Origin of the sequence: Rhizobium sp. 32-5/1, assembly GCF_029537235.1 — a bacterium.
Taxonomy (GTDB): domain Bacteria; phylum Pseudomonadota; class Alphaproteobacteria; order Rhizobiales; family Rhizobiaceae; genus Pararhizobium.
The window spans coordinates 236,575-258,873 of the sequence record NZ_CP120638.1 but is presented as its reverse complement, the minus strand read 5'-3'; the positions used below and the strand labels follow the sequence as shown (position 1 = coordinate 258,873).

The 22,299-nt window shown below is 58.1% G+C and carries 19 protein-coding genes, 1 tRNA gene and 5 pseudogenes; 15 read left to right on the top strand and 10 right to left on the bottom strand.

The window, feature by feature from the left end; genetic code table 11:
• Positions 1-95: 95 nt before the first annotated feature.
• On the bottom strand, positions 96-569 hold the full coding sequence (locus tag P6U16_RS01285; protein ID WP_277702318.1) for a type VI secretion system-associated protein TagO: 474 nt from the start codon (positions 567-569) through the stop codon (positions 96-98).
• A 726-nt stretch (positions 570-1,295) separates the two neighbouring features.
• On the opposite strand from P6U16_RS01285, the gene P6U16_RS01280 reads away from it, so the two are divergent.
• The 3 genes from P6U16_RS01280 (at position 1,296) to P6U16_RS01270 (ending at position 3,170) form a co-directional block, all read left to right on the top strand.
• Positions 1,296-2,375 (top strand): hypothetical protein, encoded by a 1,080-nt coding sequence (locus P6U16_RS01280; RefSeq protein WP_277702317.1) that lies wholly within the window; start codon positions 1,296-1,298, stop codon positions 2,373-2,375.
• A gap of 297 nt (positions 2,376-2,672) precedes the next feature.
• Complete coding sequence (locus tag P6U16_RS01275; protein WP_277702315.1) at positions 2,673-2,882, top strand: hypothetical protein; 210 nt, start codon at positions 2,673-2,675, stop codon at positions 2,880-2,882.
• 84 nt (positions 2,883-2,966) lie between these two features.
• Entirely contained in the window at positions 2,967-3,170 is a 204-nt protein-coding gene (locus P6U16_RS01270; RefSeq protein ID WP_277702313.1) for a hypothetical protein, read from the top strand.
• 129 nt (positions 3,171-3,299) lie between these two features.
• Here P6U16_RS01270 and P6U16_RS01265 read toward each other — a convergent pair whose 3' ends face one another.
• From P6U16_RS01265 to P6U16_RS01240, 6 genes are all read right to left on the bottom strand, one after another.
• Positions 3,300-4,010: a hypothetical protein gene (locus tag P6U16_RS01265; protein ID WP_277702312.1), complete on the bottom strand. Its 711-nt coding sequence runs from the start codon at positions 4,008-4,010 to the stop codon at positions 3,300-3,302.
• A 17-nt stretch (positions 4,011-4,027) separates the two neighbouring features.
• Positions 4,028-4,525 carry a hypothetical protein gene (locus tag P6U16_RS01260; protein ID WP_277702310.1) on the bottom strand — a complete coding sequence of 166 codons (498 nt, stop codon included), beginning with the start codon at positions 4,523-4,525 and terminating at the stop codon, positions 4,028-4,030.
• Entirely contained in the window at positions 4,522-5,388 is an 867-nt protein-coding gene (locus P6U16_RS01255; protein WP_277702309.1) for a site-specific integrase, read from the bottom strand. The genes P6U16_RS01260 and P6U16_RS01255 overlap by 4 nt, the downstream gene beginning before the upstream one ends.
• 118 nt (positions 5,389-5,506) lie before the next feature.
• Positions 5,507-5,785, bottom strand: coding sequence for a hypothetical protein (locus tag P6U16_RS01250; protein WP_277702308.1), 279 nt, complete (start codon positions 5,783-5,785; stop codon positions 5,507-5,509).
• Between the two features lie 51 nt (positions 5,786-5,836).
• Positions 5,837-6,370: a hypothetical protein gene (locus tag P6U16_RS01245; RefSeq protein ID WP_277702306.1), complete on the bottom strand. Its 534-nt coding sequence runs from the start codon at positions 6,368-6,370 to the stop codon at positions 5,837-5,839.
• Complete coding sequence (locus P6U16_RS01240; protein WP_277702304.1) at positions 6,367-6,606, bottom strand: helix-turn-helix transcriptional regulator; 240 nt, start codon at positions 6,604-6,606, stop codon at positions 6,367-6,369. Before P6U16_RS01240 ends, P6U16_RS01245 begins: the two co-directional genes overlap by 4 nt.
• A gap of 103 nt (positions 6,607-6,709) precedes the next feature.
• On the opposite strand from P6U16_RS01240, the gene P6U16_RS01235 reads away from it, so the two are divergent.
• Positions 6,710-6,910 carry a hypothetical protein gene (locus P6U16_RS01235; RefSeq protein WP_277702302.1) on the top strand — a complete coding sequence of 67 codons (201 nt, stop codon included), beginning with the start codon at positions 6,710-6,712 and terminating at the stop codon, positions 6,908-6,910.
• 152 nt (positions 6,911-7,062) lie between these two features.
• Here the strand turns inward: P6U16_RS01235 and P6U16_RS01230 are convergent, their stop codons facing one another.
• Both P6U16_RS01230 and P6U16_RS01225 read right to left on the bottom strand, forming a co-directional pair.
• The gene (locus P6U16_RS01230) at positions 7,063-7,287 is read right to left on the bottom strand and encodes a hypothetical protein (RefSeq protein WP_277702300.1); all 225 of its coding nucleotides are present in this window, start codon (positions 7,285-7,287) and stop codon (positions 7,063-7,065) included.
• A gap of 149 nt (positions 7,288-7,436) precedes the next feature.
• Positions 7,437-7,512 (bottom strand) — tRNA-Lys (locus P6U16_RS01225).
• Positions 7,513-7,705: 193 nt separating this feature from the next.
• Between P6U16_RS01225 and P6U16_RS01220 the strand changes: the two genes are divergently transcribed.
• Together P6U16_RS01220 and P6U16_RS01215 are read left to right on the top strand one after the other, a co-directional pair.
• On the top strand, positions 7,706-8,455 hold the full coding sequence (locus P6U16_RS01220) for a cytochrome c biogenesis CcdA family protein (protein ID WP_277702299.1): 750 nt from the start codon (positions 7,706-7,708) through the stop codon (positions 8,453-8,455).
• 72 nt (positions 8,456-8,527) lie between these two features.
• Positions 8,528-9,483 (top strand): annotated as a pseudogene (locus tag P6U16_RS01215) (AEC family transporter); the annotation flags it as partial.
• On the opposite strand, the gene P6U16_RS01210 reads toward P6U16_RS01215, so the two are convergent.
• Entirely contained in the window at positions 9,444-10,667 is a 1,224-nt protein-coding gene (locus tag P6U16_RS01210) for a UbiH/UbiF family hydroxylase (RefSeq protein WP_277703965.1), read from the bottom strand. The pseudogene P6U16_RS01215 and the gene P6U16_RS01210 overlap by 40 nt on opposite strands.
• Positions 10,668-10,964: 297 nt before the next feature.
• Here P6U16_RS01210 and pcsA point away from each other — a divergent pair.
• The 9 genes and pseudogenes from pcsA (at position 10,965) to yjfF (ending at position 22,282) form a co-directional block, all read left to right on the top strand.
• Positions 10,965-11,689 (top strand): annotated as a pseudogene (gene pcsA, locus P6U16_RS01205) (phosphatidylcholine synthase).
• A gap of 12 nt (positions 11,690-11,701) precedes the next feature.
• Positions 11,702-12,678: pseudogene (locus P6U16_RS01200) on the top strand (quinone oxidoreductase).
• 51 nt (positions 12,679-12,729) lie between these two features.
• Positions 12,730-15,402: an ATP-binding cassette domain-containing protein gene (locus P6U16_RS28250; protein WP_349017668.1), complete on the top strand. Its 2,673-nt coding sequence runs from the start codon at positions 12,730-12,732 to the stop codon at positions 15,400-15,402.
• Positions 15,389-16,309: an ABC transporter permease gene (locus P6U16_RS01185; RefSeq protein ID WP_277702298.1), complete on the top strand. Its 921-nt coding sequence runs from the start codon at positions 15,389-15,391 to the stop codon at positions 16,307-16,309. Before P6U16_RS28250 ends, P6U16_RS01185 begins: the two co-directional genes overlap by 14 nt.
• A 49-nt stretch (positions 16,310-16,358) precedes the next feature.
• Positions 16,359-17,429: a BMP family ABC transporter substrate-binding protein gene (locus P6U16_RS01180; protein ID WP_277702297.1), complete on the top strand. Its 1,071-nt coding sequence runs from the start codon at positions 16,359-16,361 to the stop codon at positions 17,427-17,429.
• Between the two features lie 172 nt (positions 17,430-17,601).
• A complete protein-coding gene (ytfQ, locus tag P6U16_RS01175) occupies positions 17,602-18,564 on the top strand; it encodes a galactofuranose ABC transporter, galactofuranose-binding protein YtfQ (protein WP_277702296.1) in 963 nt (320 codons plus the stop codon).
• A gap of 215 nt (positions 18,565-18,779) precedes the next feature.
• Positions 18,780-20,303: a galactofuranose ABC transporter, ATP-binding protein YtfR gene (ytfR, locus tag P6U16_RS01170; protein WP_277702295.1), complete on the top strand. Its 1,524-nt coding sequence runs from the start codon at positions 18,780-18,782 to the stop codon at positions 20,301-20,303.
• Positions 20,303-21,324 (top strand): annotated as a pseudogene (locus tag P6U16_RS01165) (ABC transporter permease). Before ytfR ends, P6U16_RS01165 begins: the two are co-directional and overlap by 1 nt.
• Positions 21,321-22,282 (top strand): annotated as a pseudogene (gene yjfF, locus P6U16_RS01160) (galactofuranose ABC transporter, permease protein YjfF). The pseudogenes P6U16_RS01165 and yjfF overlap by 4 nt, the downstream one beginning before the upstream one ends.
• The last annotated feature ends 17 nt before the right edge of the window (positions 22,283-22,299 follow it).

Below are 22,299 nucleotides of genomic sequence, written 5' to 3'. Positions count from 1 at the left end.
CTCCAGCCCCGCAATCTGAAACGTAGCCGTAAATGGGCTTTCGCTGTAAGGGGTCATTCGAACCACCATTTCCGTTTTGCCCATCATGTCCTTGATCAATGGAATAGACCTCCCCCGTTCCATAAACCGAGTGCCTTGTTATCTGTGGATGCTTCTGAATCGATGACGCGAGCCTTCTCTTTGTCGAGTCGGTATTCGATGTTACCGTAGTCCCCGATATTGCTCGCCATGTGACAGCCGGTGATGAACATCAGTGCAGTGGTCGACTCGCTGCACCGAATATACATCGCGACCTTTTCGCCGTTGTTCCACCCGCAATCGATCGTCTCGTCTGATGGTAACGAAAGAAAAATATCGGTCTGATCAGTCATCTTGGACGTTTTTTGATCGACCCGCCACGCGCCTGCATCAACCACTACCGGTTTGATTTCCGGTGTCCGTCCCAAAGCTTTGTCGTAACAAGCGAGCCGATCCAAGTCACTTTCGACCGTACGGCACTCTTCACCCGCAGCCAGCGCTCCGTTGAGCGCCGCCACGCTGAAGACAAAAGCCAATACTATGCGCTTCATTTAATCCCCCGCCGTGAAAGAATTGAGATTACGCAATCGCAGGTGGCCGTCAAGCCGGAAGGAAAATGCTTATCGAAATCGAAATCGAAGACGTCGGCGCCTACCGGCTGCCCAACGTCTGGCACAGCACCGCATCAAGGGCATGCGGCGGGATATGCAGCTCACCGCCTGCATGGCAATTCAGGCTTTGCCGTCGGCGCGCCGATCGTGGCTTTCGAGATTACCGACGATGGCCAGCCGAATGAATGTTGGCGCTGAATGACTAGCGATAACGGGAATTCTCGACAGTTGAAAAATGCCGAAAATACAGGCGTTTTATAATTCACGATCCTTATTAACGTACCCTGCTGTGGAAGCCCATGTTGTGCGGTCGATGTGTTGAACCGGGTTTTCTTCTGCCTACTACCGAGACACCCGGGGAGAATAGCAGCCGCGCCTCTAGCTAGGGCACGCAGGCCGTGTTGTGCAATCGCAACTATGCAATGTCCCTTTTGGGCATAGCAATCAGAGTTCTAAGTGCAAGGATTTTAACGAACTCGACGGTTGAATGAATGACTACGTCCTTTGAGGAAGTACGCGAAGATATTCCCGTTCTTAGGAGAAAAAGAACGCATAAATACTACCCAGCCCAATAGTGTTTTCGGAGAAAAAACACAATGTGAGTTGACGAAGAAATAGTGCAAGCGCTTACTACATGCCGACGAGTTCACTTGGTGTGGGGGAGAAATGTACCGCATCGTTTTGGGAATATTTGTGTGGGCAATTTCGATGGTTTTGAGTGAGAGCATTTTACACGCCGGAGACCTTGCGGACTACAAGCAGTTACCGACTTTCCGGCAGGCATCACCACATGAATGTGACTCAGATGACGTGGGGTCAATTCAATTGTCCTGCAGATACATTGAGATAGGAAGCATCGATGGTTTCCAGCTCGGCAACGAAAGGAAAGAAAACGATCCACGGTGGAAAAGGCTAAAAAAGTATGAGTTGGGCGGGACCCGTATCAAATTTGGGGGAATCGCCTGTGGCCGCGGACAGACCGAATCGGGCGCGTTCGATATGGCATTGGGCCGGGCCGCTAGCGCGACGAAAGAGATGATAAAAGACTGGGAAGATCAGACATTCACGGAGCAACTGACAGGTCTTGGTTTTAACAAATATGATAGTGCATATCAATGTAAGCGTACACCCAATACCTCGAGCGAGGATCAGCTCAGCACATCCAGCAGACCCACGGAAACTGACGGGCAACTTCCGGAAACGGAGGACGACGCACGACGAGCGGAAGAGCTTCGGATTGCGGAACAGCAGGCACAGGCCAACGAGGAAGCTCGCAGGTCGAGGGCCACGTTCATTATTACAAACAGTGACAGATATTCGCTTGGCCTTGTGTTCTACTCGAAGAGTCACGGTGGCGAATGGCCTGGTAACGGCAAGCAATATGTCTTGGCAGGAACCGAAACGTACAATTTGAAGTGCTCGCCTGGGGAGAAGATTTGCTTCGGCGCGTGGCGAAACGACCAGACAACCATTTGGGGCGTAGGCCGGAAAGGCAAGGGAGGCTGTCAAAAATGCTGTATTCAGTGCGGTCAAACTTTAAACACCAACCTTACGGATGGCGGTGCTGATTCCTATCCGCAAACTTCCTCGGGCGGCGGGCAAGTGCTCGACGATATTATCGGTGCCGTTGGCTTAGGTGCGACCATCTATAATGGCTTGAACGGCGCTGGCGCTTTTAGCGATACACCAGTGAGTGGTCCGAGGGGAAATCCTCAACGCGAAAGCGGTATCAGTGGGTTGGATTGATCACGTTAGGAAACGCGGAGTGGGCGCCGCGGTTGGAGCTGGCAAACCGTATCGGCTTGACAGGCCTATTTTCTTGACCATCTCGACAGACACACCGCAATAGGAAGCTGCCATCTTGTGGTTTAGCGCCGCCGGCCAGTAGAGCAATCGGCGGAAGAATTCGTCGCTCATGTCGATTAGGTATCTAGTCTGGCTCGCCGCTTCAACAGCTATCGATAATCACCCTTATCGTTGGCTGTCTTGCCTTTGGTGATGGACTGAGCGAACTTCTCGTAGCGAGCATTACGGAGAACTGGCATGGCCTTCAAACCGATCGGCATAGATGAACTCGACAACTTCCAGTTTGACGGCAAAGGGCGCCTACATTGGAAGGGCGAAGCTGTTGTTCTTGAAAAGCGCTTGAAGCTTGAAGCCTACCAAGTATGGCTTGCAACTCTGGCAACCATCGGGGCGCTGCTGTCTGTTGTTCACCCATTCTTGGTCAGTTGGCACATTTTCGGCTTTTGACGCGAAACCATTTTTACCAACCGGTGGAACCTTCGCATTTGACGATGCTTTTCAGGAGTTGCATGGCAACCCTGGGAGATTGGAATGAACGAAGACATCATCGCGCAGCTGAACATCCACTGTGAGCGCCTGCACACCCGCGCCCAGGAATTGGCTGGTCCGGATAACGACCATGATCTTGCCCTTATGATGAAAAGCCTGGCTATCACGATGGAGGCTGTCGGCGCCCTCGGGGTTACCGTCAACCGGCTTGATGGCTTGGAAGGGTTCGGCGGAACGGGCGCTTAACCCAGGCGACCGTATCTGGCTCACGGTGGACTGGCTTGAGATCGGCAATTGCAACAGGCCAGGGACAAGATAATGCGCGGATATGGGTTGCTTGTTTCGGAAGAACGGTAGCGAGAATAACTGTTATCGCTAGAACTCTCCGCGAGTGATGAACTGAAGGAATAGGTCTCCAATCTCGGTAGTGCGTTTGTTGAGCAAGGATCCAGCCGACATCATGCCACCGAGCGACCCATTAATGAAACGCTCACGCTCCAGGTCAGCCAACACGTTCGTAAATACATCCTTTGGCATTTCCATCTCGCTGATTTCGGCTCTCACCACGCTAGACTGTGATCCTGCATACATCGATTTTGCTTCCGCAACACAAGTCGGGAAAGCTGTCAGATCGTGAAGGACCGTCAAAAGCCGGATGTGAGCCTCGGAAAACTGGTCGATGCATAAAATAAACCGGCCACGAAGAGACTCGTTTAACGTAAAACCAAGCGCGGTGTTTACGATGGCATTTTTCAGTGCTTCGCGTTTGAACTCCCGATGCGTTTTCATGGCTAGGTGAGTGGCCTCGTAGACGCAGCTGATAAACTCCTCATTGTCCGAAAGGGTGGATGGATCGAAGCCATCCACGCGCTCTTGAAGGTCGAGGATAGCCCCGCCGACCAAACGAAACCACTCCTCCCGGCGCTTTGCCAACGGCTCACCGACGAAATGACCGACTATCTGTTGAAGTGCATAACCAGCACCAGGAATGGCGACATCCGCCGCTCCGACAGCAGTTTGCGCGACGTGATAAGCGACCCCGCGAGGGTCTTGCTCGGGAAATTCTGGCAAAGTTTTGTCGGTCATTGGTTCGTCCTGTTTGACTACGCTTCGTCTTCAACGTTCGGCTTTTCATCCAAGAGCAAAAGGAGGTCGCCTTTTGATATTCGGACAGTGATGCTTCTTTCACGCTTCCAAATGAGCGGTTGAGCAAAGCGCCACCGGATAACCACGTCTGCTTCGCCTTCCAAGGGCATCGATCCAAAGTTCGGGGGCTTTAGTAAAACCAAGTCGCGAGTCGAGTTTCCATCGACTGCTATCGCCCGTTCCCCATCGAGCAAAGCCTCAACTATTGACCTGCTGCTGTGATCTTTGCCGATCGTAAACCGATTGTCTTGAATGCCTGACGGCCAAGAGATCAGAATCGGCCGAGGGCTCCGATTGTCGATACGAACGTATGCGTAGCGGCTGCCGTGCTCCATGAATGGAGTCGTTACGACATAGGCAAGTGGAGCGTGCCGCATCAGGTGCTCGTAGAAGACAAATCCACCCGTCACCAGACCCACCATTGCCCCTAGTCCCTGAAATACTTCCCAGATCATAGAAAGCCGTCTCCAGCATGATCCTTGAACCGGTCAGCGCGCCGGACATAGGTTTCCACAGTCCGCGGATCCCGGTGCCTGGTCACCTCCATAATGCGCGAAATGCTTGCCCGGTTCTCAGCCGCCGATGTGACAAAGCCGGCGCGCAGCGAGTGACCGGATAGCTTCTCGAAATCGAGCCCGGCCGCCTCGGCATAGCGTTTCACGATGAGCGCAACCGTCTGCGCACTTAGCGGCTCGCCTGTGAGATGGTCGCCACGGTTAATCCGGCGGAAAATGGGGCCGTTGGTAATGCCGGCAGCGTCCATCCACTCCTTGAGCTTGTCAGCCGGCTTGAGCGCCTTTCCGTTTAGCACGGCAACCGATTGGCCTTTTGCCTCCTGGTCGGTCTTAGACTTCGGAAGGAATACGTCGACGCCTTCCTCGCTGAAAGTCAGATCCTCGACGGTGATTGCCACCAGCTCGGATCGACGGAAAGCGCCGGCAAACCCGAGCAGCAACAGAGCGCGATCACGCTTGCCCTGCAGAGTGTCGGGAGCGATCCGGGCCATCAGAGCATGGATCACGTCCACGGTCGCCGGCGCCTTCTGACGGGGCGCTGTGCCGACGGTGCGACGGATGCCCTTGAGTATGGCTGACACGCCGGCATTGTCCGTCGGGTTCTCTTGCCCAGCGCCGCGATGGAAGAACCGGATGGCAGCCAGCTTGCGCGCAATTGTGGGCACCTTCTTGCCTGCGCCAGCCAGAGCAGATGCGAAGTTCGCCACCGTCGCAGGGGAGGCCGGGAGAGAGCCGCGGCCCCGATCGGCGCACCAGGTCTGGAATTCCTCCCAATCGCCGCTGTAGGCCCGCATGGTGTTCACCGACAGCGCGGCCCGGCCGTAGTCGAGGGCGGACTCGCTGAGATCGGAAGTCTGCTCGATGCCCTCGGCAGGGAGATCAACGTCAATGCGGACATCTGGTAACTATCCTTGCTGATTTTCAGCGTTGCGGCTGGGGATAAGGCAGATCGATATTGTTCTCATGGCAAATGCGTTCGTAGCTTGATCGAACTTCCGAAAGAATTTCCCGCATCGACTCGAGCGCATCAGAAAGTTCGGCTAAGTCGCGGTCGCCCAGAAGCTTCTGCATCCCCTCTAGATCAGCGACCATCGAGTGCAGCGTGTCTCCCTGGATTACGACACCCGGGTGCTTCCTCTCAGGCAGCTGAACCACGCCGAAGTTGTGCGGCGGCGTCAGGAGAATTGCTCTTTGGGTCATGATCACATTCTGTGCAGTGGGGTGAAATGGTATCGATAAACGGTATTCTCGCTAGGGCTTATCTGCGTAGCTATTGCGGAGGTCATTGCGATACTGGAGCCATTCTGTCGGCGTTCGAACCCGCTTTTGATCCATTCGCATGTAGGGCGCGCAGAGCGCCGTGAACTCGCTGCTCATGGCCACCACCTTTTTCAATTTGGCCAAGCTGGCTTTTACATATTCACTGCGCGTTTGCGGATCGTCGAGGGTGTCAAGGGCTGCCGTGGCGGTGGACATCTCTATAACGGTATCGTGAAGTCCCTTCAGGTAGTTAACAACGTCGCTTCCGAAGAGGAATTCGGCTTCATGGCGGACTTGGTGAAAGCGTGCGACGTCGGCTAACTCTTGTTTTACACCGCCTCTAAATACCAGCCCTTGGAAGTCTCTAACGCCATTAACAACCTTCATTCGCCGATCAAAAAGATCTAGAACAACCTTCTGATGCGCAGTGCGCCACTGGAGGAAACCAATCACGCCGACGGCGATTGCAATTGCGGGCGTTAGTAGCGCTTGGAGGATCACGATCCACCCGGGAATGGAGCTCATGGCAATTTCCTCATTAGCTTGAGGCGAGCGCCAGTGTACTCGCCATTAGTGATCTCCACGTTGTGCTCAGCATATGCGGCTTTGATCTTGTCTTTGGTCGCGTCGGTGGCGGTGCCGCTTGTCTCAAAGCGATGGACCGTGGAAAAGGCAATCCCGGCCTTTTCAGCCAAGTCTCTAACCGACCATTTCAGGATCGCCCGGGCCGCTCGGTTTGCTTCTGGGGTCAGCTCTGCCATGAAATCCTCAATTTGAATACAAGTGTATCGAAGGCGCTTGACGATGACTACGCTTGTAGTTATGAATACACTTGTAAGCAAATTGCAGCAAGGGAAAAAGCTGATGACACTGAACATCGTTAGCGGCGCAATGGTCCTTTCCAACCTTTTCACCAACCCGGCCGTCAAGGCTGCCTTCGAGCGTGCGGAGCGGGACAGTGGCGCTGCCCTGGTGGTGCCGGCACCTCGCGGCCCGCGCTTCATGGGCGGCGCTGGCGCGTCGCTTCAGTGGCGCCAGAACCTCGAAGCCCTCGCGACCGCATAGTCGAAGGTGTTGCCATGATGGCAATACCAAAGCACCTGCATGACACCGGTACCCTCGCGGCGCGTGCGTGGCATACATACCCGAGGGGTTCGCATCACACGAACACCCACAAAGGTGTGGTCATTTTGACCACACCTTTCGGTCGTGGCGGCTTAGTTCGATGTGACCAACAGGTGGCTGATGAGGTCTTTCAACTTGCCCTGCGCGGGACCATCTGCGGAAAGAAACTCTCCCAAAGGCACAGGTTTTTCAGAAGGACTGAAGCGATCGCTGCTGAAACCTTCGATCACATATAATGCCCCGGTGTCCGAATCCTTCGACAAGGTGGCCCACATCTCGCTCTTATTGGTTTTAACTCGATAGAATTCTCGGCTCATTACCGGCACCTTTAGCCCTCTCCATGTTGCGTTCCATGTCGCGTGGATTTGCCGAGTGTGGCAGGAAACCGTTGGAAATCAAGGGAAGTCAGTTGCAACATAATGCAACATGGGAGGGTGAGAATTTGGGGCTAAGTCATTGATTTGTTTGGTGAGCGCGCAGGGATTCGAACCCTGGACCTACAGATTAAAAGTCCGTTGCTCTACCAGCTGAGCTACGCGCTCCCCGCGCCATGACTTTGTGTGTCCGGCGGAAGTGGGCGGACATATGCACAGCCGACTTGTGAAGGTCAACCCAAAAAAGTGACGGTGCCACAGATTTGGCGGTTGTTCGGATAATCGCCGAAAGGTGATTGGCGCGTGCCGGGTCTTGGCGCTAAGAGAGCGTTCAATTGTTGCCGCTGGAGTTGTTCACAAGGTGTCGATCGCCGATATTTCCATCTGGACCGCCATTCTGGCCGGTGCGCTTTCGTTTCTTTCGCCTTGCGTCCTGCCTCTGGTGCCGCCCTATCTTTGTTACATGGCGGGCATTTCGGTCGATCAGTTCCGCGCCGGCGGAGCAGCCGTGGCAAGGGCAGATACGCGGCGCGCCGTGTTCGCGGCCTCGTTTTTCTTCACGCTCGGTTTTGCCACTGTGTTCGTGGCGCTGGGGGCGGGGGCGTCCAGCATCGGCCTTTTGCTGCGCCAGCATATCGACGTCCTGTCGCGCCTCGGCGGCATCATCATCATTATCATGGGCCTGCATTTTCTCGGTGTGTTCCGGCTCGGCATTCTCGGACGGGAGGCGCGTTTTCAGGGCGGTGGCAAGCCGGCAACGCTGTCTGGTGCCTATATCATGGGCCTTGCCTTCGCCTTCGGCTGGACGCCCTGCATCGGCCCGGTTCTCGGAACCATCCTCGGGGTTGCCGCTGCCCGCGAGACCGTCAGCGACGGGGCGATCCTACTTGCATTCTATTCGCTGGGGCTCGCCGTTCCGTTCTGGATCGCGGCCGGCTTTTCCGGGGCTTTCATGGGGTTTCTCACGCGTTTCCGCCGGCATCTCGGGCTGGTCGAAAAGCTGATGGGTGGCCTGCTCGTGCTGGCCGGCCTTGCCTTCGTCTTCGGTTTCACCACATCGGCTGCCATCTGGTTCCAGCAGACCTTTCCCATCCTGATGAAAATCGGCTAAGCACGGCGACGCTTCACGATTGTTACAGCCTCCCTATTCTCCAAGGTGTGGCTGTAAAGGAACCTGTCCGACATGGCTGAAATCTCCGGTCTGGTGCTGCCGTTCTTCGGCCTGATCTTCCTTGGTTATCTGACCGCCCGACTGGTGCGACAGCCGGCGGATGCCATGGGTTGGCTCAATACCTTCATCATCTATCTCGCTCTGCCGGCCCTGTTCTTCAAGCTGGTATCGGCCACGCCCTTCGAGCAACTGGCGCGATTCGATTTTGTGCTGACCTCGGTGACCACTACCTATCTGATCTTCGGGCTGGTCTTCTGCACCGGGCGTTTCCTGCGCAGAAATTCACTGGCCGAATCAACCGTGCAGGGACTGGCCGGTGCCTATGGCAATATCGGCTATATGGGGCCGGGACTTGCCCTTCTGGCGCTGGGCGAGCCGGCGGCGGTACCGGTGGCGCTGATCTTCTGCTTTGAAAATGTCCTGCATTTCACGGTCGCGCCGGCAATGATGGCGCTGGCCGGCGGCGAGAAGGGGCACCAGGTACGCTCGCCCTGCAGATCCTGAAGAAGATCATCCTGCACCCCTTCATTCTCTCGACGCTCGCCGGTGTGGTCGGCGCCTATTTTGCCGTGCAGCCGCCTGTGCCGGTGCAGCGGCTGATCGACTATCTCGCCCAGGCAGCGGCGCCCTGTGCGCTGTTTGCCATGGGCGTCACGCTGGCGCTGCGGCCGTTGAAACGCATCCCGGCAGAGATCTTCTATATCGTCCCGGCCAAGCTTTTGCTGCATCCGGTGCTGATGTATCTGGTCCTGAGTTTTGTCGGCAACTTCGATCCCGTCTGGATCAAGACGGCGGTACTTCTGGCGGCGCTGCCGACGGCCACCAATGTCTTCGTCATCGGTCAGCAATACGGCGTCTGGCAGGAGCGGGCGTCCGCGACGATTCTGATCACCACGGTGCTGTCCGTCGCCTCGGTGACGCTGCTGCTCTACCTGATGGCGTCAGGCCTGTTTCCGGCCGATCTTTTCCTTAGATTGCGTCGTAGCGACTGTAGCGCGCTGCCCGGCGAAATGCCCTCCCGCATCATCAGGTTGCGCAGCGGCGCAGCACTCGACAGGACCTGCAGGCCGGCGGCCCGCAGCATCTGGACCGGCAGAAACCCGGAAAGCAGCGAGCGGTTCAGGAGATCGACACTGGCGGTGCGGCTCAAAATGTCGGGACGGCGGCTGCTGTCGTGCCGGTCGCCGATATCAGCCGGAATACCCTCCACGCCGGCTGGTCCCAGAAGCGACAAAAGCCCCATGATATCGCGAAGGCTGAGATTCAGCCCCTGTGCGCCGATCGGCGGAAATGCATGCGCCGCCTCACCGATCAGCACGGTGCGTCCCTTGCCGAAACGATTGGCCACCATGCCGGACAGCGGGAATGTCTGGGGCGCGGTATCGACGGTCACCTTGCCGAGCATCGACTGCATGCGCTGTTCGACGGCCATCGACAGGGCGTCGAGCGGTACTGCCGCCGTCTGCGCGGCTTCTTCTGGTTTGCGCACCCAGACGAGGCTGGAGCGGTTACCCGGAAGCGGCACCTGCGTAAACGGGCCGTCCTCGGTGTGGAATTCCGTCGATATGTTGCGATGTGGAAGCTGATGCGCAAAATTCAGCACCACGGCGGCCTGCGGATAGGACCAGCGATGCACGTCGATCTTGGCTGCCTCGCGGACCGGAGAGCGTCGACCATCGGCACCGACGACGAGATCGGCGCTGAGGGTGCTTCCATCATCCATCGTGACGGCGGTCGTGCTTTCATCGAAGGACAGGCCTTGGAAGGATTTTTCAAAGCGCGTGATGCGCGGATGGGCCAGTGCGGCCGATTCGAGAAGCGCGAGGAACGGTGCATTCGGAATATTGTGGCCGAAGGCCTCAAGCCCAACCTCTGCGGCATGAAACGTTACCGTCGGCGCCCGCAGCAGGCGGGTGGTGCCATCAATGATCCGCATCGAGGACAGCGCTGAAGACAGCGGCACGATCGACGACCAAAGCCCGAGCTTCTCCACAAAACCGATCGATTGATCCATCAGCGCCGTGGTGCGACCGTCGCTGGTATTCGATTGCGGAGCGATGAGCGCGACACGATAGCCGGCATCCGCCAGGGCAAGGGCACAAAGCCCGCCGGCAAGACCGGCACCGATGACCGCAATATCGTGGTGTTCCATGGAAAACCTCACTTCGACTTCTCTTCGGTCCGCCGTATGTGGCGCCGTCAACCACATTGTTCTAGCCCTGTGCACGCTCGAATTAAATGGGATTAATCAGCGCAGGTCACGTGCTGCGTCCACAAGCGATTGCCCGGGTTGAAGCCTTAACCATGGATTTTGCTGGCAGCTTTTGGCAAAGGGTGCATATTACGCGCAACACCGCGCAGCCAAGGCGGGAGACAGTGAACATGCGACGCCTTTGCGCATCGCTATGTTTCCGGGGAAGCGCTGGGTCAGGACAGGGTACGTCTGCCGATGAAGTTTTTCAATTACAAGCGCGTGCCTTACGCGGAAATCCGTGCCTTTTCCGTGCATATCCTGACCGCATCCGGGTCCTTCCTGGCGTTCCTGGGTGTCGTGGCCGCCGCCGAACACCGCTTCGTCGACATGTTCTGGTGGTTGGGCCTGGCGCTTGCCGTGGATGGCATCGACGGACCGATTGCCCGCAAGGTTCGGGTGAAGGAAGTCCTGCCCAACTGGTCCGGCGATACGCTCGATAATGTCATCGACTATGTGACCTATGTGCTGCTGCCGGCCTTCGCGCTCTATCAGAGCGGCATGATCGGCGAGCCCTGGTCTTTCCTGGCGGCGGGCGCCATCGTCGTGTCCAGTGCCATTTACTATGCCGATATGGGCATGAAGACAGACGAGTATTTCTTCTCAGGGTTCCCCGTCGTCTGGAACATGGTCGTTTTCACACTGTTCGTCATCGACGCCAGCGAGATCGCCGCCTCCGTCGTCGTCTTCGTATCCGTGTTCCTGACCTTCATGCCGATCAATTTCCTGCATCCCGTGCGCGTGCAGCGTCTTCGCCCCTCAATCTGGCGGTCTTTGCCGCCTGGTCGGCGTTAAGCATCTATGCCTTGCTGCTGCATTTCGAGACGCCGGCATGGGTGGTCGCCGGGGTGGTGGGAACCGGGCTTTATCTTTACGTGGTCGGATTTGTACTGCAGATTTTCCCGAAAATCGGGCGTGGATGAGGAGATCGATCAATGGCACAGGCAATCATGGTACGGGCATTGGGCGGACCGGACGTATTGAAGCTTGAAGGTATTACGCTTCAGCCGCCGGGTCCGGGTGAAGTCCAGATTCGCCAGGCGGCGATTGGGCTCAATTTCATCGACGTCTATTTCCGCACCGGCCTCTACAAATCGGCCGAAGGTCTGCCCTTCATTCCGGGCAAGGAAGGGGCGGGGACCGTCACCGCCATTGGTGACAATGTCAGCCGCTTTGCGGTCGGCGATCGTGTTGCCTATGCCTCCGCCGACGGCGCCTATGCCAGCGAACGCAATATCGAGGTGAACCATCTCGTTAAGGTGCCGGACGGAATCCCCTGGAAACAGCCGGCGCCATGATGCTGAAGGGCATGACGGCGCAGTATCTGCTCAACCAGACCTTCAAGGTCGGACCGGAAACGACGCTTCTGTTCCACGCCGCTGCCGGCGGCGTCGGGTTGATTGCCGGCCAGTGGGCGAAGGCGCTCGGCGCAACCGTGATCGGCACAGCCGGATCGCAGGACAAGATCGATCTGGCCCTGGCCCATGGCTACGACCATGTCATCAACTATCGAACGGACAATTTCGTCAGCCAGGTCAAGGAGATCACCAACGGCAAGGGGGTCGACGTTGTCTATGATTCCGTTGGCCGCGATACCTATCCCGCGTCGCTCGACTGCATCAAGCCGCGCGGCCTGTGGGTCAGCTTCGGCAATTCCTCCGGGCCTGTCGACGCCTTCAGCATCGGCGTTCTCGCCCAGAAGGGCTCGCTTTTTGCGACCCGTCCGACCCTGTTCGGCTACGTCGCCACCCGCCCGGCGCTTGAGGCATGTGCAAATTCGCTGTTTGATATTGTGCAAAGCAACAAAGTGCGTATCAATGTGAACCAGACCTATGCACTGGCTGATGCAGCCCAGGCGCATACGGATCTGGAAGCAAGAAAAACGAGTGGAACGACGGCGCTCATTCCGTGATCAAAAGCCTGTTAAGGGCGAGGGGCGGAGAGCGAGAAAAAGAGGGGCAGCGTGCCGGTTGAGGGAGAACCAGCCAACAGGCCATTGCTGGCTGTTGGCAATCTGACGAAGCTGTTTGGCACATTCGCTGCCTGCAACGGCATCAATCTCGATATTCGCCCGGGCGAAATTCATGCGCTTCTGGGCGAAAACGGTGCCGGCAAATCGACGCTGGTCAAGATGCTGTTCGGCGTGCTCAGCCCCAGCGGCGGCCAGATCCTCTGGCAGGGGCAGCCGGTTCAGATCTCCAGCCCGAGTGCTGCGCGCAAGCTCGGCATCGGCATGGTCTTCCAGCATTTCTCCCTGTTCGAGGCGCTGACCGTCGCCGAAAATATTGCGCTGTCGATGGATCCGGGCGTTTCGCTGGCGACCATCTCAGATGAAGCACGCCTGTTGTCGCAAAGCTACGGCCTGCCGCTTGATCCGAACGCCCATGTTGCCGATCTCTCCGTCGGCGAACGGCAGCGCATCGAAATCGTCCGCGCGCTGCTGCAGAACCCGAAGCTGATCATCCTGGATGAACCGACCTCGGTTCTGACGCCGCAGGAGGCCGACAGGCTGTTTGAAACACTTGCCAAGCTCAAGGCCGAAGGCCGCTCGGTTCTTTATATCAGCCACCGCCTGGAGGAAGTGCAGCGCATCTGCGACCGGGCCACGGTCCTGCGCCACGGCAAGGTCACCGGCGCCTGCGATCCGCGGCTTGAGACCCCGGCGTCGCTCGCCCGCATGATGGTCGGCAGCGATGTCGCGCATGTTAGTGCTGCCGGCACCTGCTCCAAGGGTGATGTTCAGCTGGAGGCGCGCCATCTCTCTGCCGCTGCGCGCACGCCATTCGCAGTCTCGCTCAAGGATGTCTCTCTCAAGGTTCGCGCCGGCGAGGTATTGGCGATCGCCGGCGTTGCCGGAAACGGGCAGGGCGAATTGTTCGATGCGCTATCAGGCGAATATCCGGTTCAGGATGCGCAGGCTGTTCAGGTTCGCCAGAAGCCGGCCGGCAATCTCGGTATCACCGCACGCCGCCTGATGGGGGCCGGCTTCGTGCCGGAAGAACGCCACGGCCATGCTGCCGTCTCCGCTTTGTCCTTGTCCGACAATCTGGTTCTGGCGCGCTGCCAGTCTGATCGAAAGGCGTTTATCGGCGGCGGTTTCCTCGGCATCATCCGGCAACAGGCCGTCAAACGTGCCGCCAAGCGTATCTCTGAGACCATGGACGTCCGCAAGAGCGGTGAGGACCCGGCTGCCGGCTCGCTGTCCGGAGGCAATCTGCAGAAATTCATCGTCGGCCGCGAACTTGACCGGCAACCGACGGTGCTCGTCGTCAACCAGCCGACCTGGGGTGTCGATGCGGGTGCGGCCAGCCGCATCCGGCAGGCTCTGGTCGATCTTGCGAAATCCGGTTCCGCGGTCCTTGTGATCAGCCAGGATCTCGACGAAATCTTCGAAGTGGCGACCGAAATCGCCGTGATCAGCGAGGGACGCCTGTCCGACGCCTATCCGGCCGCGACGCTGTCGCGTGAAAAGATCGGGCTCCTGATGGGCGGCATGCACGGCAATGCGGATGTTCAGGGGAGACGGCCCATGCGCATTGAGCTTGAGAAGCGCCCGAACGTGTCGACGCTTTTTTCCATCCTGTCGCCGTTTATCGCGCTCGTCCTGACCATCATCGTCGGCGCGATCATGTTTGCGCTGCTGGGCAAGAACCCGCTGGATGCGCTCTACAGCTTCTTCGTCGAGCCCTTGCTCGAAGTCTGGTCGCTGCACGAACTGGCGATCAAGGCCGCCCCGCTGATCCTGATCGCCGTTGGGCTTTCCGTCTGCTACCGCTCCAACAACTGGAACATCGGTGCCGAAGGCCAATTCATCATGGGCGCGATTGCCGGGTCCATCCTGCCGGTCGTGTTTTACGAATGGCATTCGCCTCTCGTACTGCCTCTGATGTTGGTTTTTGGCATGCTGGGCGGCGCGCTGTTTGCGGGTATTCCGGCTTTTCTCAAAGCGCATCTCAACACCAACGAAATCCTGACCAGCCTGATGCTGGTCTATGTCGCGCAACTGTTCCTCGACTGGCTGGTGCGCGGTCCCTGGCGGAACCCGGGCGGCATGAATTTTCCGGAAACCCGGACGTTCGGCGCAGAAGCGATCCTGCCGGAATTGGTTTCTTCCGGCCGAACCCATTGGGGTTTTGCCTTCGCCATCATCGCCGCCATCCTGGTCTGGTTCATGATGCGCTACACGCTGAAGGGTTTTGAAATCACCGTGCTCGGCCAGTCGGAGCGGGCAGGGCGGTTTGCCGGATTTTCGTCGCGCAAGATGATCTGGTTCTCCATGATGCTGTCCGGCGCCTTTGCCGGGCTTGCCGGTGTTTCCGAGGTCTCCGGTGCCATCCAGCAGCTTCGCCCGGTCATCTCGCCGGGTTACGGCTTCACAGCGATCATCGTCGCCTTTCTCGGGCGGCTCAATCCGCTGGGTATCGTCGCAGCCGGTCTCGTCCTGGCGCTGACCTATCTCGGCGGCGAGGCGGCACAGCTGTCGATCGGCGTCTCGGAAAAGGTCACGCGCGTCTTCCAGGGCCTGTTGCTGTTCTTCGTCCTCTCCTGCGACACGCTTATTCACTATAAAATCCGGGTCATCTGGTCGAAGCTCAGCGGCGCTTCGTGGAGGGTGGTCACTGATGACGATCATTGAAGCCATTCTGCTGACCGTCATCACCGCGTCGACACCGCTGGTGCTTGCCGCCCTTGGTGAACTCGTCACGGAGCGTGCCGGCGTGCTCAACCTCGGCGTCGAAGGCATGATGATCATGGGCGCGGTCTGCGCCTTCGTCGCGACGCAGCTGACCGGATCACCCTATGTCGGTATTCTCGCCGGCATCCTGTCAGGTGCTTTATTCTCTTTGCTTTTCGGTTTCCTGACGCTGACACTGGTCGCCAATCAGGTGGCAACAGGGCTGGCGCTGACCATTCTTGGGCTCGGCCTGTCGGGCATGATCGGCGAGAGTTTCGTCGGTGTGTCCGGCATCAAGCTGCAGCCGATCGTTTTTCCGTTGCTCTCCGACGTCCCCTACATTGGTCCCTTGCTCTTCAAACAGGACATCATCTTCTACCTGTCGATCGCGGTCGTCATCGGCGTCAACTGGTTCCTGTTCAAGAGCCGGGCTGGGCTCAGACTGCGTTCTGTCGGCGACAGCCATGCTTCGGCGCATGCGCTCGGCATCAATGTCATCCGCACGCGCTATCTCGCGGTGATGTTCGGCGGCGCGTGCGCTGGCCTCGCTGGCGCTCAGCTTTCGCTGGTCTACACGCCGCAATGGGTGGAGAACATGTCGGCCGGCAGGGGCTGGATCGCGCTGGCACTCGTTGTCTTCGCCTCCTGGCGGCCCTGGCGACTGGTGGCCGGCGGCTATCTCTTCGGTGCCGTGTCGATCAGCCAGTTGCATGCGCAGGCCTTCGGTATCGGAATTCCCTCGCAATTCCTTTCGGCTCTTCCCTATCTGGCGACAATTGTCGTACTCATTCTCATCTCACATAATCGGCGTATGACACTGATCAATATGCCGGCATCGCTCGGCAAGCCGTTCGTGCCTGACCGGTGAACAACAAGAACAATCGACGGACACTTTTCTCAAACCTACAGGGGTCACCATGAAAAAACTCATATTCGCTCTCGCAGCCACGGCGGCTGTCCTCGGCTTTGCCGTACAGGCGAGCGCCCAGGAAAAGGCCAAGATCTGCTTCGTCTATGTCGGTTCGAAGACCGATGGCGGATGGACGCAGGCGCATGACATCGGCCGGCAGGCGCTGGAAACAGCGCTCGCCGAAAAGATCGAGACCCAGTTCCTTGAAAATGTTCCGGAAGGTCCGGATGCCGAGCGTGCCATCGAGCGCCTGGCACGCTCCGGCTGCGGCCTGATCTTTACGACCTCCTTCGGTTTCATGGATGCGACCGTCAAGATCGCTGCCAAGTTCCCGGACGTGAAGTTCGAACATGCGACGGGCTATAAGGCAGCCCCGAACGTTGCGACCTACAACAGCCGTTTCTATGAGGGCCGCTATATCTCCGGCCAGATTGCCGGCAAGATGTCGACGAAGGGCGTTGCGGGCTACATCGCGTCCTTCCCGATCCCGGAAGTGGTTCAGGGCATCAACGCCTTCCTCCTCGGCGCGCGCTCGATTAATCCCGAGTTCAAGATCAAGGTCGTTTGGGCAAACACCTGGTTCGACCCCGGCAAGGAAGCCGATGCCGCCAAGGCGCTGATCGACCAGGGCGTCGATATCCTGACGCAGCATACCGATACGACAGCGCCGATGCAGGTTGCCGCAGAGCGTGGCATCAAGGCTTTCGGTCAGGCCTCCGACATGATCAAGGCCGGCCCGGAAACGCAGCTGACGGCGATCGTCGATACCTGGGGCCCTTATTACATCAAGCGGACACAAGCCTTCCTGGACGGCAAGTGGGAAACAGCATCGAGCTGGGACGGCCTGAAGGACGGCATCCTGACCATGGCGCCCTACACCAACATGCCTGACGACGTGAAGGCGATGGCGCAAGCCACCGAAGCCAAGATCAAGTCCGGCGAACTGAAGCCGTTTACCGGGCCGATCAACAAACAGGACGGAACTGTCTGGCTGAAGGACGGCGAAGCCGCGGAAGATGGTGTGCTTCTCGGCTTGAACTTCTACGTCGAAGGCGTCGACGACAAGCTGCCCCAATAAAATCTGATAGGATTTTGTGCGGTGCAACCTATGGGGGGACGGGCTTTGGCCCGTCCTTTTCTTTTTGTCCCATCTATTTCGCAGGTGCAGCAACAAATCCCTGTTTACATAAATCATATAGTATGATTTTTTACCGATCGCTGCACCCTGCAGCTTTCTTTGGGAGGAAATTATGAAGTTTGCAAAAGCACTTAGCTGTGCCACGATTCTGGCTGCCTGCACGTTCGGAACGGCCTCTGCCGCTGATTTGACCATCGGTTTTTCGCAGATCGGCTCTGAATCCGGCTGGCGCGCTGCCGAAACCACGCTGACTAAGCAGGAAGCTGAAAAGCGCGGGATCGATCTGAAATTTGCTGACGCACAGCAGAAGCAGGAAAACCAGATCAAGGCGCTGCGCTCTTTCATCGCCCAGGGCGTTGATGCTATCCTAATCGCTCCGGTTGTGGCAACCGGCTGGGACGAAGTCCTGACCGAAGCCAAGGATGCTGAAATTCCGGTGATCCTGCTCGACCGTACGGTTGACTCGAAGGACGACCTCTATCTGACCGCCGTCACATCCGACCTCGTCCATGAAGGCAATGTCGCCGGCAAGTGGCTGGTGGAAGCAACCGCGGGCAAGCCGTGCAATGTCGTCGAGCTCCAGGGCACGACCGGTTCCTCGCCGGCCATCGACCGCAAGAAGGGCTTTGAAGAAGCGCTGAAGGGCAATGACAACCTGAAGATCATCCGCAGCCAGACAGGCGACTTTACCCGCACCAAGGGCAAGGAAGTCATGGAAAGCTTCCTGAAGGCTGAAGACGGCGGAAAGAACATCTGCGCCCTTTACGCCCACAATGACGACATGGCTGTCGGCGCGATCCAGGCCATCAAGGAAGCCGGCCTGAAGCCGGGCGCCGACATCCTCGTCGTTTCCATCGACGCCGTGCCGGATATCTTCCAGGCCATGGCAGCAGGCGAAGCCAATGCGACGGTCGAACTGACGCCGAACATGGCAGGCCCGGCTCTCGACGCGCTCGACGCTTTCCTCAAGGACGGCAAGGCGCCGCCGAAGTGGATCCAGACCGAATCCAAGCTCTATACGCAGGCTGACGATCCGGCGAAGGTCTACGAAGAGAAGAAGGGCCTCGGCTACTAATAAGCCGACCGACGCGTCGTTGTTGGACGACGCGTCGGTCGATTTGCCCGATAGGGCCGCCGCAGCGGCGTGGCGTTCCGCCATTGCGCGCAACTCTTTTCCTGAAAGAGATGGGGCTTGACCCCGAAAGGCTCGCGATACTGCGCTTCCTCTGGCGCATTTCGGTCGCAGTCCGTAAGCTGCGGATGACGTACGTCTTCTTGAAAGCCGGTACCATGCAGACACATTCTGAAAATATTCTTGCCGCATCCGGAATCGTCAAAACCTTTCCCGGCGCGATCGCGCTGAATGCCGTCGATTTCGCGCTGAGGCGTGGCGAAGTGCATGCCCTTCTCGGTGAAAATGGCGCCGGAAAATCCACCCTGATCAAATGTATGACAGGCGCCTATCGCCGTGATTCCGGCGGGCTGATGCTCGACGGCATCGAAATCGATCCGCGCGACACGCTCGACGCGCAGAAGCTCGGCATTGGCACCGTCTATCAGGAAGTCAATCTGCTCGGAAACCTGAGCGTCGCGGAAAACATCTTTCTCGGTCGCCAGCCCCGCCGTTTCGGCCTGGTGCACACGAGCGAGATGAACCGGCGAGCCAAGGCTTTGCTGTCCGAATACGGCATCGATATCAATGTCTCTTCCGCGCTCGAAAGCTACTCGGTTGCGATCCAGCAAGTTGTCGCGATTGCCCGTGCCGTTGATCTCTCTGGCAAGGTGCTGATCTTGGATGAGCCGACGGCCAGTCTTGATGCGCAGGAGGTCGAGATGCTGTTCCGCATCGTTCGCGGCCTCAAGGAAAAAGGCCTCGGCATCGTCTTCATCACCCACTTCCTCGAGCAGGTCTACGATCTCTCGGACAGGATCACCGTGCTGCGCAACGGTCGTCTCGTCGGCACGCGCGATACCGCTTCGCTGCCGCGCCGCGAACTCGTGACCATGATGCTGGGCCATGAATTGCTGGCGGCTGAAAAGGATGTTCGGCAGACGGAAACTCAAGCCGGCCCGGTGCATTTCCGGTTTTCCAACTACGGCAAGACGGGTTCGATCAAACCGTTCGATCTTGAAGTCCGCAAGGGCGAGGTGGTGGGCATTGCAGGTCTGCTTGGTTCCGGCCGTACTGAGACTGCGGAACTTCTGTTCGGCATTGAAAAAGCCGACAGCGGCACCGCGGAAATATCGGGAAAGCCAGCCAATCTGTCCTCTCCCCGAGCGGCCATCGCCAATCGCTTTGGTTTCTGCCCGGAAGATCGCAAGACCGATGGTATCATCGGCGACCTGTCGGTCCGCGAAAACATCGCGCTGGCGCTGCAGGCCCGACAGGGCTGGGCCCGCCCGCTGTCACAGGCGCAGCAGAATGCTCTGGCCGATCACTACATTACGGCACTCGACATTCGCACCAGCGACCGGGAAAAGCCGATCCGGCTCCTATCCGGGGGCAACCAGCAGAAGGCGATCCTCGCGCGCTGGCTGGCGACCAATCCGGAGTTCCTGATTCTGGACGAACCAACCCGCGGCATCGATGTCGGCGCCCATGCCGAGATCATCCGGCTGATCGAGGATCTCTGTGCCAAGGGCTTGTCCCTCGTCGTCATATCCTCGGAGCTTGAGGAACTCGTGGCTTACAGTTCCCGCATTCTTGTGCTGCGTGACCGGGCGCATGTCGCCGAACTCAATGGCGCCGAGATCACCACCGACAACATCGTCAGCGCGATTGCAGCGTCGGGCATTTCCAAGGGAGCGGCGTGATGGACAGCGCAAAACGTCTCGGCCGCCGACTGCTGCCTCAATTCATCGCTTTGGCATTGATCCTGGCTTTGATCTGGATGGTGTTTCCGGCCTTTTTCTCACTGGAAATGCAGAACGGTCGCCTCTACGGCAGTCTGATCGACGTGCTCAATCGCGGCGCGCCCGTCGCACTTCTCGCCGTTGGCATGACCGTCGTCATCGCAACGAAGGGCATTGACCTGTCCGTGGGCGCGGTGATGGCGATTTGCGGGGCGGTTGCTGCCGCCTCCAGCGTGCGCGGCGATCCGCTCGTCTTGACGCTGGCTCTCGCCATCGGCACAGGACTGATCTGCGGCCTCTGGAACGGTTTTCTCGTCGCGGTCCTCAACATTCAACCGATCATCGCCACGCTGGTGCTAATGGTCGCCGGCCGCGGTATCGCGCAGCTGGTGACGGAGGGCGCGATCCTCACGTTCAACGACCCGGGTTTGATCTACATCGGCAGCGGTTCCTTTGCCTTCTTGCCAATGCCGGTCATCACCTGGCTGGTCTTCGGAATTGCCGTCGCGGTCCTTCTGCGTCGTACGGCGCTCGGCATGCTGATCGAAGCGATCGGTATCAACCGCCGCGCAAGCACCCTGTCCGGAATCCAGACGCCAGTCTTGCTGATGGCTGCCTACATGCTTTCGGGCTTCTGCGCTGCCCTTGCGGGGCTGATCGTGACAGCGGACATCAAGGGTGCTGACGCCAACAATGCCGGTTTGTGGTTGGAACTCGACGCCATTCTTGCCGTCGTTGTCGGCGGAACTTCCTTGCTCGGCGGCCGCTTCAGCATCATCGCCTCGCTCGTTGGCGCGATGATCATCCAGGCGATCAACACCGGTATTCTTTTGTCCGGCTTTCCCCGGAATTCAACCTGATCATCAAGGCGGCGATCATCGTCATCATCCTCGTCATCCAATCGCCGAAGATCGAAGCCGCGATTGCCTTTTTCACCGTAAAACCCGTCCGCGCGGACAAGGCGGAGCAGCAGAACCGATGAACCAGAAATATCTCCCGCTCATCGCCACACTGGTGATCTTTGTCCTGTCCTATGCGATCTGTGCGTTTCAGTATCCGAACATGCTATCGACCCGCGTGATCGGCAATCTCCTGACCGACAATGCGTTTCTGGGGATTGCCGCTGTCGGAATGACCTTTGTCATCCTGTCGGGTGGCATCGACTTGTCGATCGGCTCGGTGATCGCCTTTACCGGCATTTTCCTCGCCGTCATGCTGGAGAACACCAGCATCCATCCGCTCGCTGCCTTCGTCCTGGCGCTCGCGATTACCACTGCGTTCGGCGCGCTCATGGGGGCGATTATCCATTATCTGGAGATGCCAGCCTTTATCGTTACGCTGGCCGGCATGTTCCTGGCGCGCGGCATGGCTTTCGTTCTGTCGATCGATTCGATCCCGATCCGGCATCCGTTCTATGCCACGATGAAAACCTTTACTACAAACTCCCCGGCGGCGGGCGGATCTCGCTGATCGGTGGAGTGATGCTGCTGGTCTTTGTGATCGGCATGCTGATCGCACACCGCACGCGTTTCGGCACGAACGTCTATGCGCTTGGCGGCGGTGCGCAGACGTCCGGTCTGATGGGCGTTCCGGTCGGCCGCACGACAATCATGATCTATGGCCTCTCGGGTTTCCTGGCTGGTTTGTCGGGAATCGTCTATTCCCTCTACACCTCAGCAGGCTATTCGCTGGCAACCGTGGGCGTGGAGCTAGACGCTATCGCAGCCGTGGTGATCGGTGGAACACTGCTGACCGGAGGAGCCGGCTTCGTAGGGGGAACACTTGTCGGCGTTCTCATCCAGGGCCTGATCCAGACTTACATCACCTTCGATGGCTCGCTCTCGAGTTGGTGGACAAAGATTTTGATCGGCGCCCTATTGTTTGCATTTATTCTAATGCAAAAGGGTATTCTCTTCGTGTCTCGTCACAAGAGGACTTAGTCTTAAAGGGGAGCTTG